This is a genomic window from Peribacillus sp. TH27 (genome assembly GCF_016650915.1).
GTDB lineage: Bacteria > Bacillota > Bacilli > Bacillales > DSM-1321 > Peribacillus > Peribacillus butanolivorans.
This window is the reverse complement of record NZ_JAEKEV010000002.1, coordinates 4,313,588-4,329,821: the sequence shown is the minus strand read 5'-3', so window position 1 is coordinate 4,329,821 and position 16,234 is coordinate 4,313,588. Positions and strand designations below refer to the sequence as shown.

Below are 16,234 nucleotides of genomic sequence, written 5' to 3'. Positions count from 1 at the left end.
GTAAAAAGGTTCTTTGTACACAATTTTATCCATGATTTTAATAAATATTGAAAGGATGCGTACTTGTAATGAGACTTGAAAATAAAGTAGCCATCATAACCGGTGGAGGTACAGGAATCGGTAAAGAAACAGCCTTATTATTTGCTAAAGAAGGAGCAAAAGTTGTTATCACTGACATAAATCAAGAATCTGGAAGCCAAGCAGTAAAAGACATTCAAACAAATGGTGGAGAAGCACTTTTCGTCCAACACGATGTTAGCAAAGAAGAAGACTGGAAAATGGTTGCAGAGGAAACCATCAAGACTTTTGGCAAAGTTGATGTTCTTTTCAACAATGCTGGAATTTATATTATAAAACCTGTTGCAGAGATTGAACTGGAAGAATGGAATCGTCTAATGTCTATTAATGTGACTGGCGTATTCCTTGGAATGAAACATATCATGCCTTTGATGGCCAAACAAAATAAAGGTTCAGTGATTAATGCTTCCTCCATAGCAGGTTTGATGGGATCTCCAGGACATGTTCTATATGGTGCTAGTAAAGGAGCAGTACGTATTATGACAAAAGATGCGGCGATGGAATATGCTTCTGCGGGGGTTAGAGTGAACTCTATTCATCCTGGATACATCGATACTGGAATGGCAGACTATGCTTCTGAGGTAACTGGAAATTCAAAAGAACAATTAGGTGCAAATTTATTTCCTTTAGGACATCTAGGATCTGTAAAAGATGTTGCAAATACAGTGCTATTTCTTGCTTCTGATGAATCAGCTTACTCGACAGGTGCAGAATTTGTGATTGATGGTGGAGCAACAGCACGATAAAAAGATTAAGCAATGTTAACAATAGGATATCGACTTGAATTAATTGCAGAATGGAGAGATTAATATGAAATTAAAAGACAAAGTAGCAATCGTAACAGGTGGCGCAAGTGGAATTGGTGAAGCGACTGTTCGCCTTTTTGCTGAAGAAGGAGCAAAAGTGGTCATTGCTGACTTTTCAGAACGTGGTAAAGACATATCAGTAGAATTGAATACGAATGGATATAATACATTATTTGTTAAAACAGATGTAACAAATGAAGAAGATATTAAACAGATGATCAATGAAACCGTGAATAAATACGGCAAGCTAGATATTATGTATGCAAATGCTGGAGTTGCTGATGATGCACCAGCACATGAATTGTCCTATGAAAAATGGAAACGAACCATCGATATTAATTTGTCAGGAGTATTCCTTTCTGATAAATATTCGATTGAACAGTTTCTTAAACAAGGTACAGGCGGTGTCATTGTTAACGCTGGTTCTATTCATAGTTTTGTTTCATTACCAAATCCAACAGCCTATTCCTCTGCAAAAGGTGGCGTGAAGCTACTAACTCAAAACTTATGTACTGCTTATGCAAAAGATGGTATTCGTATTAATGCGGTCTGCCCTGGTTATATTGACACTCCTTTACTTGCAAGTGTTGATCCTCAAACGAAAGAATATTTAGTTTCTCTTCATCCACAAGGCAGGCTTGGAAAACCAGAAGAAATAGCAAAGGCTGTCTTATTTTTAGCAAGTGATGATGCTAGTTTTGTTAATGGTACAACCCTTCTTGTTGATGGGGGCTATACCGCACATTAATTTAAATTAAGGGATATCTTTTAATAACAAAGCAGTCTAAATCGTAGATCATTTAGAACTGCTTTGTTATTTCATTTAAAAAAAGTGTACTAACTCTTTCATCAACAAATAGACCCTTTTGTGATTCACAACCAAACTATGTTTGCGAAACAGCCAAGTTCTCACTCTGCCATAAATTAATTCTATTTGTCGCAAATACTCCTGGAGCTTTATCTACCTTCCTTAACAGATTCAAACTATTTATAGTCACACAAGAAAAAAGCCGATCACTAATATAGTGAAAGGCTTTTTTTCTTATTTGTCCGGGCAGCCATCTTCGGCTGTCTTTTCCTATTCCTATTTGAAAGAAATTACGTTATCTTGCTTTTATATTATCGAAATGTTTGTATATCAATACTTTCTTGTATACTAAATGGAGAGGTGAATGTGATGAATTTGAAAAAAACAGACATTCCTAACGATTACTGGAAAGCTATTGTAGAGTGTGACGCAACGTATGATGATCATTTTTTATATGGCGTAAAAACAACAGGCATCTTTTGTCGGCCCTCCTGTAAATCCAGGGTGCCCAACAAAGAAAACGTGCAGATTTTCAAAAATGCCAATATGGCTTTAGAAGAAAATTTCAGGCCTTGTAAACGCTGTAAACCCGAAGGCTTGAATCTGCCAACAGAAGAGTGGATTGAGCAAATAACTGAATGGATTGATCAACATTACAGCGAGCCCCTCACATTGAACACATTGGCGGATATTTCTCATGGCAGTCCCTACCACTTACAAAGATTGTTTAAGCGTGTGAAAGGTCTATCGCCTACTGAATATACTCAACAATTCCGCCTTGAAAAAGCAATTAGAATGCTTGAAAGATCCGAACAGCCGGTAACCGAAATAGGATTGGCTGTAGGATTTTCAAGCACCCCCTATTTTATAACGTTATTCAAAAAGAAAACGGGATATACACCATCAGGATATCGAAAAGCTTACCATCAAAACTTGAAAAAGGAGCTTGAACAACATGATGAATGTTAAAGAACAAACAATAGATTGGGCCATTTTAAAATACGATAAGTGGCAATTATATGTAGCCAAGTCTGAAAAGGGACTTTGTTATGTAGGTTCACCTGGTCAATCGTATGATGAGCTGAAAACTTGGATACAAAAACGCTTCCCCTTGGCGAACCTTGTTGAAAATGAAGAAGCCTTAAAGCCCTATCTAAAAGAACTGTATGAATATTTCGAGGGAAATCGGCAAACTTTCTCATTACCCGTAGATGTTAAAGGAACGCCATTTCAACAAGAAATTTGGGCAGCATTGAATCAAATACCCTATGGAAAAACCTATTCCTATTCCGATATTGCCGAGCACATTCAAAGACCTAAAGCTGTTCGCGCGGTCGGAACGGCTATCGGTGCTAATCCAGTTCTGATTACTGTGCCCTGTCATCGGGTAATTGGAAAAAATGGAGCCATAACTGGGTACCGCGGAGGAACGGAGATGAAACAATATCTGCTTCAATTAGAAGCACAAAATGGAGGGAGATAAATGAATAGGGATTTGAAGAATTCACCAATCTACACACTTGACTGGGGCCAAATTCATCAAACATTGGACGACCAAGGCTTTGCAAAATTGCCTGTCCTGCTTACTCCTGAACAATGTCAAAACTTTATCAATTTGTATGACCAAGAAGAACTATATCGAAACACAATCAACATGGGACGTTATCGCTTCGGTGAAGGCGAGTATAAATATTTCGATTATCCATTGCCAGCTCTACTGCAGGAGCTACGTACGGCATTTTACCCTGAACTCGCAATAGCTGCTAATCGATGGTTGCACCAGTTAGGGAAAGAAGCTATTTATCCTGATTCGTTAGATGTTTTTTTAGAAGAGTGCCATGAAAAAGAACAAACCCGTTCAACCCCTCTTATTCTTAAATATGAAGCAGGCGGCTATAATTGTATGCATCAGGATCTATATGGAGATGTTTATTTCCCATTCCAAGTTGTATTTACACTAAATCAGCGGGGGGTTGATTATACCGGAGGCGAATCCATTCTTGTGGAACAGCGTCCCCGAGCCCAAAGCCGAGGGCATGTCATCACGCTAGAACAAGGAGAAGCACTCCTCTTCCCTACGAACCACCGGACAGTAGAAGGTAAAAAAGGATATTACAAGAATACGATGCGTCATGGCGTAAGCACTCTTCAATCTGGAATACGCTACGGGATGGGAATCATTTTTCATGATGCAAAGTAACGGTACAACACGATAACAATGAGATTTTCAGCTTTTTGAACACAACTTAAGCCCCAACAAAACTCGAATTGTTTTGTTGGGGCTTAAGTTTTAGTTAGCTTTGGTCAGAACCTGAATGCTATGATAAGTTTTCTCTGATCAACCTAATAATGCTTTTATAATAGGAAATATCATGCGGCACAAATTTATCTCTGCCAACATATTGATCTATCATCATTCTATGGTCATCTTGATTGATTTCAAAGCCTTGGATATTCACTTCTTCTTTTGTTCCGTCCCACAGATCTTCAAAATCATCCAATTCAACTTTTACCATCCCTGAAACTTCTTCTTTTTGTAAGGTGAAGTCATCGAAACACTGAGTACTTTCATATAGAAATACGTTAGCTAATTCTTTGTCGATGAAATTTTCTTTTGTTACATGATATTCGATAACACCTAATGAGACCAACTTATCAAAAGAAACCTCGATGCCTATTTCTTCTTTAATCTCCCTTACACCGTCGTATATCGTTTCATGAGCCAGCAAATGTCCGGCAGCCGTAATGTCCAATAGGTTCGGATAATCTTTTTTCATCTCACAACGATGTTGAAGATAAAGATAATCCACCCCCGCTTCTCTACTAACGAACCAACAATGGAAAACCTCATGCCAATGTCCCATTCTATGTACTTCTTCACGAGTAGCCACGCCGATTTGTTTACGATCAGCATTAAATACTTTCAACATCTCATTTTCCATATTTCGCTTCTCCCTACGTTTTATTTTTTACTTTTCGTCTCCAAACATTAAAAAGAAACTGCGACATAGAGGACAATATGGGATGCAGGTTAGATATAGGTGGTGAAAAAGAGCCAAGATTTAATGTGGTTCCATACCCTCACTCTTTTTTACACTACCTTCTAAACTTTTATTTTTCATTTTCCTGCTTTTTCTTTTTTCCAATTTTTCGGATTTAAGTAACTTTTAAATTTAGCAGCTACTTCTTTTCCGACTAAAAGTGCACCTACCCAGAACATTACTTCTGCAAAGACTATTGCTCCTGTTATGACCCCCGCTTTAACCGCAGTTGGAAATGGCGTAAAAGGAGCTATTACAGGAATAATCCAAGTGAGAAGAGACACTATTAGAAAACCCATTCCTATTTTGTAAAACTTCGATTTCGTTACTTCCTTACCTTCTTTATCCAATTAAATAACCTCCGTTATGATTATACTCATTTAATTTTTCCGGCAACCATTTTACTTTCAATATACCATTCTCTAAATATATTCTTTTTTTATACGTTTGAATGGACATTTCGTTTCATTATAAATGAAAATAAAAAAATAGTTGATAGTGAAAGCATAATCAATAAGCCACTGAGGTTACCTGGGATGAAAAATAGAGTAGCCAAACAGGATGATTTATAGGTAACAAATGTACAATCCTCCTCCACAATTGGGCAATATAACGGCATTGTTACTCGTGTTTTGGGCCAGACTCAGAAAGAGCAATGCCAGTATTTGTAAGTTGTATAAATAATAAATATTCGATTTTAATTTCCATTGTTTCCCAAACTTGTATGTGATATAGTATCATCGTAACTTATTAAAGATCTTTAATAAGTTTTTTATATTAGGTGGTGAACATTATGAATGAGTTATTCGTTACTCCAAAATCTATGAAGAAGGTTATCCTTAATGGTATTCGTACAACTCTTTTAGAACTTGGAAGTGCAACAAAAGTTGAACTCAGCGATAAATTAGGAATTAGTTTCCCGACAATAAGTAAATTCCTAGCGCAGATGGAGAAGGATGGGGAACTTATTTTAGTCGGCCTCGATGATTCTAGTGGTGGAAGAAGAGCAAAACGATATGCATACAATCCTGAACATATGTTAGGTTTAGCACTATTTTTAGAGAGAACAGAGACAAATTATGCAATTTTTAATTGTTTGGGTGAAGTGAAGGAACAGGGAAAAACGTCAAGTGTATTAATAGATGATAATCTAAAATTATTAACCAAGTATATTGAAGACATTATAGCTAAATACTCAAAGATTAGTTCAATGGCAATTGGTGTCCCTGGTTCGGTTGATAATGGTCGGATTTTTTATATACCAGGCTACGAGCATTTTCAAAATTTTGATTTAAAAGGATACTATGAGGATCGTTTTTCTATACCTGTGGTAGTAGAGAACGATATGAATGCTGCAGTTCTTGGATATCACAATAATATGGGGAATAATGACAATCAATCTCTTATATATTTGTATTCCGGTCAAAATGGTCCAGGTGCAGGAATTATGATAAATGGAGACGTGGTGCGAGGAAGTACTTTTTTCTCGGGTGAGGTTTCATTCGTCCCGCAGTATGATGACCGAAATTTTCTGCAAGCTTTAGAAAATGGAAGTGGACCTAAGAAAGTAACTATCCGTGAGGAATATGAGATTGATGCAATTAGCCGTTTAGTAGCTACGTTTGTAGCAATCATTAACCCTCATACGATCATTTTTTGCAATGATGAAGTGAACAAATTAATAATAGACCAAATTGTAATAAGGAGCTCAAAATATATCCCAGTAGAACATCTTCCAGAGATAACAATGAGTGATTGGAAACAAGACTATCTATATGGATTACAAAATCTTGGACTTGATCTCATGATCACTGGAACAAGCAGGTAAAACGAATCAGAAGTACAATGGAGCACCGCAAAAAAATTAAAGGCGGGTTATATATATGGCTACATTCTTTTTAGTAATCATCTATTTGGCTTTCATCAGCTTAGGTTTACCTGATTCATTGTTGGGGGTTGCATGGCCTGTGATGCAATTGGAATATGGAGCACGGCTTGAGACTGCTGGCTTGCTTTTTATGACGATAGCAGGTGGTACAATTATTTCAAGTTTAGCAAGCGGAACTGTACTTAAACGGTTCGGAACTGGGAATGTTACATTTGTCAGTTGCTTAATGACTGCTGGGGCTTTGCTAGGTTTCACTTTTGCTCCATCGCTTGTATGGTTAATTATTTGTGCCATACCACTTGGATTAGGTGCAGGTTCTGTTGATGCAGGATTAAACAATTATGTTGCTACACATTACAAAGCACACCACATGAGTTGGCTACATTGTTTCTGGGGAGTTGGGGCTACACTTGGTCCCATCATTATGTCTCAGTTTATTTCAGAGCAAAATTCTTGGAGACAAGGATATCTTGCTATTGCTGGAATTCAGTTCGCATTAGTTGTAATCCTATTCTTCACTCTGCCTTTATGGAATAGGGTCGCAAGAAACAGCAATGTTACTTTAAGTGAAGAGCCGGAAGATTCAAAAAGTGTATTTAATGATGAAGATGCTAAAGATATAAAACCTTTGAAGATTAGGGGAGTTAAGCTAGCTCTGATATCTTTCTTGTTTTATTGTGGTGTTGAAGCAACAATGGGCCTATGGGGAAGTAGCTTTCTGGTAAATGTTAAGGAGTTACCCGTAGCGGTAGCTGCACAATGGGTTTCCCTATATTACGCAGGAATAACAATTGGCAGATTTATTACAGGCTTTATTACTTTAAAGGTCAGTAACCGTACTCTCATTCGGGTAGGCCAAATAACAGCATTAGCTGGTGCGGTACTTCTATTCTTACCATTGCCGTCTAGTTTCTCACTTGTAGGCTTTGTCATGATTGGATTAGGATTAGCACCGATATTTCCGTGCATGTTACATGAAACACCAGCACGCTTTGGAAAGGAGCATTCTCAGACAATTATGGGCTATCAAATGGCTGTTGCCTATACAGGTAGTACGTTCATGCCTCCTCTTCTTGGTTTCATTGCATCTCAAGCAACAATAGGAATCTTCCCGTTTTTTATTGTTGTTTTTGTTGTAGCAATGATATTGGGTTCAGAAAAATTAAATGTCTTATTGAAAAAAAAGGATTTTTTTAAGGGGGAAAATACGAATTCTAAAGTACTTTAGTGATATAGAGTTTGCATTGATAACTACGTTGCTTATTTTTATATTAATGAGAATAAAGATTAGTAGTTGTTTAGTATGAAAGCTGATAAAGAGAAAATAAACGAATAAGGTGAAGATGATGAAAATTGAACATGTAGCTATTTGGGTGAATGATTTGGAAACAATGTGTGCTTTCTACACGCAGTACTTCAAGGGCACAGCCAATCGTTTATATCGTAATACGGAAAAGCAATTTGAATCCTATTTTATCACTTTCGAAACTGGAGCACGTCTAGAAGTTATGCGACAGAAAGGAATACAAGATAAAATGACTACCCCAATAACAGGATATGCTCATATCGCTTTTTCTGTGGGAAGCAAAGAGAATGTCGATCAATTAACAGAAACGTTAAAAGCAGCAGGATACCCTGTGTTGAACGGCCCACGTATCACTGGGGATGGTTATTATGAAAGCGTAGTAAACGACCCTGAAGGAAATCAGGTAGAGATAACAATCTAACAGAAAATCAGACCATGATAAAATTGATTGTGACTGTAGTTACATAGAAAGCTGATTTCGTTTCTAAAAAACCTCCCCTTTTTTTGAAAATGAAATGCTTATTCTTTTGTAATGAAACTTTCTTTTATAAACCAGTTTATTGTCACTGTTCTTCTGACACTTAAATTGTTTTATCCAAAAATTAATCAACAGCAACAAAATGATATACTTTTATTATTGTGATTCCTATGAAGGATACCAAAGAACTTGTCAAGAAAGGAAAATCTAATGTACATTGAATTTATTGCCACAACCATAGAAGATGCCCTTTTAATTGAAAAATCGGGTGCAGACCGTATCGAGCTCGTTTGTGCTTTAACTGAGGGCGGTTTAACTCCCAGTTACGCCCTGATAGAAGCTGTCGTCAGTTCGGTAAGCATTCCAGTCAACGTGATGGTAAGGCCTCATAGCCAATCATTTCAGTATTCTCCTGATGATCTGAGTATTATGAAGAATGATATAAAGATTATTTCCTCATTGGGGGCAAACGGCGTCGTATTGGGTGTATTAAATGAAAAAAATGAAATCAATCAAATATACCTGGAAGAACTATTAACAGCATGTGAAGGTTTGGAGATTACATTCCACCGAGCCATCGATGATACTCCTGACCCAGTACGAGCTGCTGAAATGCTAGCACAGTATCCGGAAATTACAACGATATTGACCTCCGGTGGACATGGTGATTTCCCAACCCGCATGCAAACCATTCACCAAATGAAAAAAGCCTGCGGCGACATCTCGATTTTAGTCGGCAGCGGCTTAAATAAAGATAATTTCCTTTCTATCCATTCCGAACTAAATACCGGTTACTATCATTTTGGTACAGCTGTTAGAAAAAATAGCAGCTTAATTGAAGGAGTTCAATTAGATAAAGCGAAAGAAATTGTAAACATGCTAAAGATTTAATGAAAAGATTCTGTTAAAAAACAATAGGAATGGGACCATTTCTTTGGTCCCTTTTCTGTCCCTTATTGAAGTAAAGTACACGTTTGTTGCATAAAAAAGGGCTGATCGTAACAGCTCATCTTGGTTCGTTACTCATATTTATTTTTCTTCATACTCCTCTATATTGATTAGTACGAATAGCCAAATCGCTGAACAGTTAATATACTTAATTCCACCAATTATTGTATGATTAAGAAAACATTATGAAAGTGAGCTGAAATCTGATGATGTATTCACCACTATTTGAAAATGATGTACCTGTAGTTATTCTCCCTTAACGGTAGAAAACTACAACTCCGTTAAGGACAGTATTATTTGTCTAGAGAAAACGGAGGGCACAAAATGAAAAACACCTTATTAGGTTCTTTATATTTATCACTCGCTGCTAGTATTTGGGGCGGGATGTATGTTGTGGTAAAGGTTGTGGTAGACTCTGTTCCACCACTTGAATTAGTATGGTTCCGCTATGTAATTGCTATTGTTGCATTGCTAATTATTGGCGTTGTAACAAAACAATCATGGCGTATTGAAAAACGAGACTGGCTGCTAATTTTCATGATTGGGCTTACTGGAAATACAATTTCCATTGTAACCCAAGAAATTGGTACGATGCTTTCTACCGCACAAATGGGTGCTATCATTACTTCAACCACACCTGCATTCATGGTGCTATTTGCGCGAATTATTTTAAAAGAAAAAATTACGTTTAAAAAAGCACTTTCAATTATTCTAGCTACAATTGGTGTCTGTATTATAGTCGGAAATGCGCATATCAATTCATCTAATCAACTTGGTGCGGTATCGTTACTTATTGCAGCACTAACATGGTCGCTTATGTCTGTTCTTATTAAGCGTGTCCCCGGGCAATATTCACAAATTGTGGTAACAACCTATGCTATTCTTGTTTCAATTATCTTACTTACGCCTTTTACAATTAATAGATTAGATAAACTCGACTTCCAAGCCATGATGCATCCAACTATTTGGGGCGGCCTTTTATACTTGGGAGTCATTTCGACAGCATGTGCCTTTTTACTATGGAATCGCGGATTGCAAATGCTTAATGCTTCAAGTGGCGGATTATTTTTCTTTTTCCAGCCTATAGTCGGTACCTTTTTAGGGTGGTTATTGCTAGGTGAGCAAATTGGCCTGCCTTTTTGGATAGGTACTATATTAATCTTTATTGGTGTTATATTTGTTATTCGAGAAGAATAAGCATCAGGAAAAAGCTGATTGGTGTTATTGCCGATCAGCTTTTTATATAACTTTGGCATTTTTATTAATAGTTAATTAGTCACTTAGTAAGTAATTCTTCCCATTCTTCAAGTGAAAGTTTATTGGTCATATGCTTATATGCATCAGGTACTTCTATTGAACACATAAGCTCCAAACTATTACCATCTGGATCATTAAAATAAACGGAAGCGTTCCCTTGATGGGGACGAACAAAAGGTTCAATGGACGTTCTTTTTCCAAAAGGGACAACTTGAATTTGCAGGGATTGAAGCCAAGTCAAAGCATTTTTCATATTTTCATAAGATACTCGAAAAGCGATATGCCGTAGTGAAGGGTGATATGGAGTTTGATATTCTTCCCCTTCCCACAGACCTACCCAACTTTTGTTTTCCTCGATCCAAAAGAAGGCAGTATCTTCATCCTTCCATGCCATTTTCAAGCCTATTTTCTTATAAAATTCCATTGAAATGGCTAAGTCTTTAACAGGTAAATGGGCTTCATATAAACCTTCTATCATAGTAGATTCTCCGTTCTCGTTCAAAGTAATGAAAGCTTTTACTATTCTTGCGAAACATTCATGCCGGTAAAATATTTTGGGAATGTTGTATGTTCTATCATTTTTTTCATTGGTTCATCTCCTAAATATCTCAATCGCCTATTTTTCAGTCCGAATTTTTATATTGTCCTACAATAATAGATAAACGTTTCCTTTTGACCGTGTTCATTTTTTTCCTCATTAATAGAAATCCGTATAAATCCGTTTCTTTCTAAAACTTTTTGAGAGGCAATATTGTTACTTGTTGTTTTCGCATGTATCTGGTTTACACTTAATTCTGCCGCTGTGTTTACTAATAGCTTTAATGCTTTATTGGCTATTCCCCTTTGCGTATACTTCTCTCCAATTCTATAACCCACATGTGCCGAGCCATTGGTATTATCAATATCCACCAAGTTAATTCTTCCGACAATAGAGCCTGAGTCATTCTTAATGAGATAAAAATATGAGATATTTTCTTCTTGTTCTTTTAATAATTCCCTATGTCTATTTTTAAACGTTTCGAAGGTATAATAATCATCTCCACGACTTGGGACCGTTTGTTCAAAAAACCTTCTATTATTGCATTCAAATGTAAATAACTCTTCCGCATCTCGTTCATTTAGCCTATCAATAAATATTTCCATCACTACTCATCCCTTTCCAAAACACTTGGCTCATCTTTACAAAGTTTGATAACTTCAATACCCTATAATTCAAGAAACCTATTTACATATCCTTCCTGATAATACCTGCCCTATCAAGTTCCCAAATCTTTTTGAGAATAAATATTTTTCCATACGTTGTATAAGGTGTAAAAGCTTTTACAAAAAAATAAGGGGAATCATTACATGAAGTCTACTGATGAAAATTTTATACAACGGCTGCAGCGACAAGAAGAAGACGCATTAGAATTTATAGTTGATAATTACTTGCCATTGATTAAGGGGATCACATTTAAAATTCTTTCCCCCCTTAAGAACGAAGGAATTATTGAAGAATGTATCAATGATATTTTTCTCTCCATCTGGAACAATTCGAAAAAGTTCCATGGCGATTCAACAGATTTCAGAAAATGGATTTGTGCGATCGCTAAGTTTAAATCGATTGATTCCTACAGAAAAGCTACTAAGAAAGTGGAATTTACTTCAAGTTATACCGATGTGAATCTAGAAAAATCAGCAGAAGACGAACTGATTATGATGGAAGATAGAACGGAACTACTTCAGTTAATCGAGCTTTTAGAGCCTGTTGATCGAGATATTTTTATCTTGAAGTTCTTTCTAGGTTTTAAGAATGAGGATATTTCGATAAAACTCGGGTTAACCAAAGCTTCGATTGACAATCGAATTTATAGAGGAAAGAAGAAACTAAATCAAAAAGCTACGAATCTTAAGTTAGGAGGCAGCGTAGTATGAAGGATATTTATGAATTATTAAATGATATAGACATAGACGAAACTGAATTTGAGGAAATGGAAGTTACTGAACTAGAAAAAGCTAAAGTCAAAAGAACTCTTAAAAAATCAATAAGCAAGAAGAAAAAAATGAAGGGTTGGCAAAAGAAAGTTCTGGCTGCTTCCATTATATTAGGATTATCCACCGCAACCATTGGATTATCATTCACAGCTTCTGCTAAAAGCATTCCTTCGATTGGAGATATTTTTAGCTTTTTTGGTAATGGAAATACTGGTCTCTATGATGATATCAAGAATGATGGAAAGGGTCTTTATAGTGATTATAAGAACTACTCCAACGAAATTGGCCTTACCGAAGAAAGCAATGGCCTTACTTTCACGATAAATGACGCCATTTATGATGGAAAAACAGTAACCATCACTTATACCATTGAAAGTGAAGAAGATTTGGGTGACGGATCATTCTATATTCCCGGCCCACAAATAAAAGAAATAAAAGCCCAAGCAGGATCAGATGGAATTACAAAAGTAGCTGATAAAAAATATGTAGGCTTACTAACGGCTAGTAATTTAGATGAGCTTAAAGAAAATACGGTAAATATAGACTGGGATATTAACAGCATTAGTATTACCGATACGAATAAAGAGATAAAAGGAAATTGGAACTTTGCATTCTCTCTAAAAGCAACGGAAAGCAACGAAAAGGTTATTAATAAAAGTGTAGATCAATATGGAGTAAAGGTGTCCGTTGAAAAAATCGCGATATCACCGATGTCCTTTGTCGTTCATTACAATCAAGAAGTTTCCGACTTAGTTAAAAACAAGTGGGATGAGGTCTATGTTGAATTGACTATTAAAGATGACTTAGGAAATGTGTACGCTGGACAAGGCAACGGAGGAAAAGGTTTCGGTTCTTATAATATGAGCTGGAGTAAAACCTTCCAAAAAATTGATCAGAACGCTACGAAACTGATTGCAACTCCTCATTTGTCCTTACGTAATTTCACTTCAGAGAACCATGGGGAAGTAACCATAACGGAAGATGGTAAAGAAAAGGTGTCATCCTTCCCAACAAAACCGAGTAGTGCTCCCAAAGAGTTGGTATTGGATGATATCGTGATTGATTTGAAGAAGTAATAATTGTATCTATGAGAGGTATACTGAAACCCTGATCCGTGAGTGGAGAAAGGTTCATGTATACCTCTCTTTTATTGTTCCTTCTTATTCAGTTCTTGAATATGGATAAATACATGAATTCCTCTCCAAGTCAAAAATAAATAATTTTCTTCTGGTAAATAAATAAAAAATGATGTATTATAATTTCAGATATTAATTAATCTTATTTGGTTAATCGGAATTGAGGAGGGAAATATATGATTGGTTATGTATTTTTAAATCTTGCTATTATGCTCGTACTTTTAGGCGTTTTATTTTATATGAATAAGAAACATGTTTCTTTTACAAAAAGGGTCTTTACTGGACTTGGATTAGGGATTGTATTCGGTCTTCTTTTGCAGTATTTCTATGAACCTCAGTCAGAAGCGATTGTTAAATCAGTCGATTGGTTTAACATTGTAGGTTCAGGCTATGTTAAGTTTCTGCAAATGATTGTTATGCCGCTTGTCTTCATCTCTATCTTGTCCGCCTTTACAAGGTTGAAACTAACTAGCAATATCGGAAAGATCAGTGTCCTGATTATCGGGATCTTGCTTGGAACGACTGCGATTGCAGCAGCCGTGGGGATTACATCCGCAACTGTGTTCAATTTAGAAGCCGTTCAAATTGAGCAAGGAGATGCAGAGTTAAGCCGTGGGGATCAAATAACGGAAACATACGGTACCATTCAAGATAAAACGATGCCGCAACAAATCCTTGAATTGATTCCGTCAAATCCGTTTCAGGATTTAACGGGAGCCCGTCCGACTTCAACTATTTCTGTTGTGATTTTTGCTGCATTTCTTGGGATTGCCTATTTAGGGGTCAAAAGGAAGCAGCCTGAACATGCTGAGTTTTTTGCTAAAATAGTAGATACATTGCACAGCATCATCATGCGCGTGGTAACGTTAATTCTACGTTTAACGCCTTATGGAATCTTGGCGATCATGACTAAAACGGTAGCGACAAGTGATCTGGACGCTATCCTGAAATTAGGAAAATTCGTGGGAGCCTCTTATGTCGCCCTAATTGTCATGTTCTTGATTCATTTGTTATTGTTGACGCTTGCCGGATTGAATCCAGTGGTATATTTGAGAAAAGCTTTCCCAGTATTATCGTTTGCCTTCACTTCAAGAACAAGTGCGGGTGCTCTGCCATTGAACATCCAAACACAGAAACAATTAGGAGTGTCTGAAGGAATTGCCAACTTTGCTGGATCCTTCGGTTTGTCGATTGGTCAAAACGGCTGTGCCGGCATCTATCCGGCCATGTTAGCCGTCATGATCGCTCCAACAGTGGGTATTGACCCTCTAACACCATCCTTTATTGCCATGTTAATTGCCATTGTAGCCATTAGCTCTTTCGGGGTTGCTGGCGTAGGTGGAGGAGCAACTTTTGCTGCTATTCTAGTATTGTCAGCAATGAACTTGCCAATTGCCTTGGCGGGACTTTTGATTTCCGTTGAGCCATTGATCGATATGGGAAGAACGGCTGTGAATGTCAGCGGAAGCATGACTTCAGGTATTCTAACAAGTAAAATAACGGGTGACCTGGATAAGGAAAAATTCAGCGAAGAATCATCATTGAAAATAGAAGCTGAAATGTAAAAGCAAAAGCACCAATCTTCTTATTTCTTGAAGATTGGTGCTTTTCTCATTGATTGTAAAATGTATTTTACTTAAGAAGCCTATATAAAATGCCACTGTAAGATATACGCTCCTAAGAGCTGGTATCTTACAGTGGCATTTTTCTTGTAAACGGATCAAGGCATTTTCTCAAAATACCTATAGATCCGTATTTTTTATTTCTTTTTTTATTTGTCTCCCTGCATAATGATTGGTCCGATAGGCTGATAGTGCTTGGAACATATACTGTATCGAAACATACACCCCACATGCAAGGAGTATTCCTGCTAGTACATCTAAAACAGCATGCTGTTTCGTAAATAGCGTGGATAAAATAATCAGTGTTCCAAATGCAGTGACACTAGCAAACTCCCATTTATGCTGGTCTTTCCGTTTATACACAACGATCATCATAATAAATGTTGTCAGTACATGAATACTAGGTAAACAGTTAACAGGTTGATCATGACTATAAACAAGTCGAACTAAATTGGCAAAGATATCGTTCCCCACCACTTCTGGACGTGGTACGGTCGTTTGCCAAAAACAATATACAATAAAACAGAGAAGTTTTCCGCTAACCAAACTACCTAATGCAACAAAATAATGCTTGCGGTCAACAAAACAGTAATAAATCATCAATCCATATATATACGGATACCAAAGTAAATAAGGAACGACAAATTCTTTAATGAAGGGAATCTCCCCATCTATTAGAGTCGTAACATCGACAGCATGACCTGTTGATTGATTGATGATCGAGTAAATAGAACTAGTAAGTACCAAAAGTAATAAATAACATACTGGGTGAAAAGAGAAAAGAGTATTGTTTTTCATAGTTCGCTCCGGCTTTCAATATAATGGTTATTTTCCAAAGATTATTATACAACATTTAGCACTCAATTGGACTCATAACATGCTAGATTTAATG

18 protein-coding genes are annotated in these 16,234 nt (G+C 36.8%); 13 read left to right on the top strand and 5 right to left on the bottom strand.

The features are described 5' to 3' along the window. Positions 1 to 68: 68 nt before the first annotated feature. The 5 genes from JFU24_RS22185 to JFU24_RS22165 all read left to right on the top strand — a co-directional run bounded on the left by JFU24_RS22185 (position 69) and on the right by JFU24_RS22165 (position 3,892). Positions 69 to 824: an SDR family NAD(P)-dependent oxidoreductase gene (locus tag JFU24_RS22185; RefSeq protein WP_201186411.1), complete on the top strand. Its 756-nt coding sequence runs from the start codon at positions 69 to 71 to the stop codon at positions 822 to 824. 64 nt (positions 825 to 888) lie between these two features. After that, positions 889 to 1,632, top strand: a complete 744-nt coding sequence (locus tag JFU24_RS22180; protein ID WP_053347495.1) for an SDR family NAD(P)-dependent oxidoreductase — start codon at positions 889 to 891, stop codon at positions 1,630 to 1,632. A 429-nt stretch (positions 1,633 to 2,061) separates the two neighbouring features. Beyond that, positions 2,062 to 2,661: a bifunctional transcriptional activator/DNA repair enzyme AdaA gene (locus JFU24_RS22175; protein WP_201250503.1), complete on the top strand. Its 600-nt coding sequence runs from the start codon at positions 2,062 to 2,064 to the stop codon at positions 2,659 to 2,661. Further along, on the top strand, positions 2,648 to 3,175 hold the full coding sequence (locus tag JFU24_RS22170; protein ID WP_057219880.1) for a methylated-DNA--[protein]-cysteine S-methyltransferase: 528 nt from the start codon (positions 2,648 to 2,650) through the stop codon (positions 3,173 to 3,175). The genes JFU24_RS22175 and JFU24_RS22170 overlap by 14 nt, the downstream gene beginning before the upstream one ends. Next, positions 3,176 to 3,892, top strand: coding sequence for a 2OG-Fe(II) oxygenase (locus JFU24_RS22165; protein WP_201250502.1), 717 nt, complete (start codon positions 3,176 to 3,178; stop codon positions 3,890 to 3,892). It begins immediately after the preceding gene. A 118-nt stretch (positions 3,893 to 4,010) separates the two neighbouring features. Here the strand turns inward: JFU24_RS22165 and JFU24_RS22160 are convergent, their stop codons facing one another. Continuing rightward, positions 4,011 to 4,634 (bottom strand): NUDIX hydrolase, encoded by a 624-nt coding sequence (locus JFU24_RS22160; protein ID WP_201223272.1) that lies wholly within the window; start codon positions 4,632 to 4,634, stop codon positions 4,011 to 4,013. Positions 4,635 to 4,810: 176 nt separating this feature from the next. After that, entirely contained in the window at positions 4,811 to 5,083 is a 273-nt protein-coding gene (locus JFU24_RS22155) for a transporter suffix domain-containing protein (protein WP_242485385.1), read from the bottom strand. A gap of 443 nt (positions 5,084 to 5,526) precedes the next feature. Between JFU24_RS22155 and JFU24_RS22150 the strand changes: the two genes are divergently transcribed. The 5 genes from JFU24_RS22150 to JFU24_RS22130 all read left to right on the top strand — a co-directional run bounded on the left by JFU24_RS22150 (position 5,527) and on the right by JFU24_RS22130 (position 10,550). Further along, complete coding sequence (locus JFU24_RS22150) at positions 5,527 to 6,561, top strand: ROK family transcriptional regulator (RefSeq protein WP_201250501.1); 1,035 nt, start codon at positions 5,527 to 5,529, stop codon at positions 6,559 to 6,561. Positions 6,562 to 6,616: 55 nt separating this feature from the next. Then, a complete protein-coding gene (locus JFU24_RS22145; protein ID WP_201250500.1) occupies positions 6,617 to 7,849 on the top strand; it encodes an MFS transporter in 1,233 nt (410 codons plus the stop codon). 118 nt (positions 7,850 to 7,967) lie between these two features. Then, complete coding sequence (locus JFU24_RS22140) at positions 7,968 to 8,348, top strand: VOC family protein (RefSeq protein ID WP_201223266.1); 381 nt, start codon at positions 7,968 to 7,970, stop codon at positions 8,346 to 8,348. A gap of 267 nt (positions 8,349 to 8,615) precedes the next feature. Further along, complete coding sequence (locus JFU24_RS22135) at positions 8,616 to 9,296, top strand: copper homeostasis protein CutC (RefSeq protein WP_201250499.1); 681 nt, start codon at positions 8,616 to 8,618, stop codon at positions 9,294 to 9,296. Between the two features lie 381 nt (positions 9,297 to 9,677). Continuing rightward, positions 9,678 to 10,550 carry a DMT family transporter gene (locus JFU24_RS22130; RefSeq protein ID WP_201186422.1) on the top strand — a complete coding sequence of 291 codons (873 nt, stop codon included), beginning with the start codon at positions 9,678 to 9,680 and terminating at the stop codon, positions 10,548 to 10,550. Between the two features lie 79 nt (positions 10,551 to 10,629). On the opposite strand, the gene JFU24_RS22125 is transcribed toward JFU24_RS22130, so the two are convergent. Together JFU24_RS22125 and JFU24_RS22120 are read right to left on the bottom strand one after the other, a co-directional pair. Further along, positions 10,630 to 11,088 carry a VOC family protein gene (locus tag JFU24_RS22125; protein ID WP_201186423.1) on the bottom strand — a complete coding sequence of 153 codons (459 nt, stop codon included), beginning with the start codon at positions 11,086 to 11,088 and terminating at the stop codon, positions 10,630 to 10,632. Positions 11,089 to 11,246: 158 nt separating this feature from the next. Continuing rightward, positions 11,247 to 11,753, bottom strand: a complete 507-nt coding sequence (locus JFU24_RS22120; RefSeq protein ID WP_201186424.1) for a GNAT family N-acetyltransferase — start codon at positions 11,751 to 11,753, stop codon at positions 11,247 to 11,249. Positions 11,754 to 11,957: 204 nt separating this feature from the next. Between JFU24_RS22120 and JFU24_RS22115 the strand changes: the two genes are divergently transcribed. The 3 genes from JFU24_RS22115 to JFU24_RS22105 all read left to right on the top strand — a co-directional run bounded on the left by JFU24_RS22115 (position 11,958) and on the right by JFU24_RS22105 (position 15,285). Continuing rightward, positions 11,958 to 12,524, top strand: coding sequence for a sigma-70 family RNA polymerase sigma factor (locus JFU24_RS22115; RefSeq protein WP_201223263.1), 567 nt, complete (start codon positions 11,958 to 11,960; stop codon positions 12,522 to 12,524). Next, positions 12,521 to 13,660, top strand: a complete 1,140-nt coding sequence (locus JFU24_RS22110; protein WP_201250498.1) for a DUF4179 domain-containing protein — start codon at positions 12,521 to 12,523, stop codon at positions 13,658 to 13,660. The genes JFU24_RS22115 and JFU24_RS22110 overlap by 4 nt, the downstream gene beginning before the upstream one ends. Positions 13,661 to 13,896: 236 nt before the next feature. Next, positions 13,897 to 15,285, top strand: a complete 1,389-nt coding sequence (locus JFU24_RS22105) for an L-cystine transporter (protein ID WP_053347509.1) — start codon at positions 13,897 to 13,899, stop codon at positions 15,283 to 15,285. A 177-nt stretch (positions 15,286 to 15,462) separates the two neighbouring features. Here JFU24_RS22105 and JFU24_RS22100 read toward each other — a convergent pair whose 3' ends face one another. Next, a complete protein-coding gene (locus JFU24_RS22100) occupies positions 15,463 to 16,140 on the bottom strand; it encodes a phosphatase PAP2 family protein (RefSeq protein ID WP_201186427.1) in 678 nt (225 codons plus the stop codon). Positions 16,141 to 16,234 lie beyond the last annotated feature (94 nt).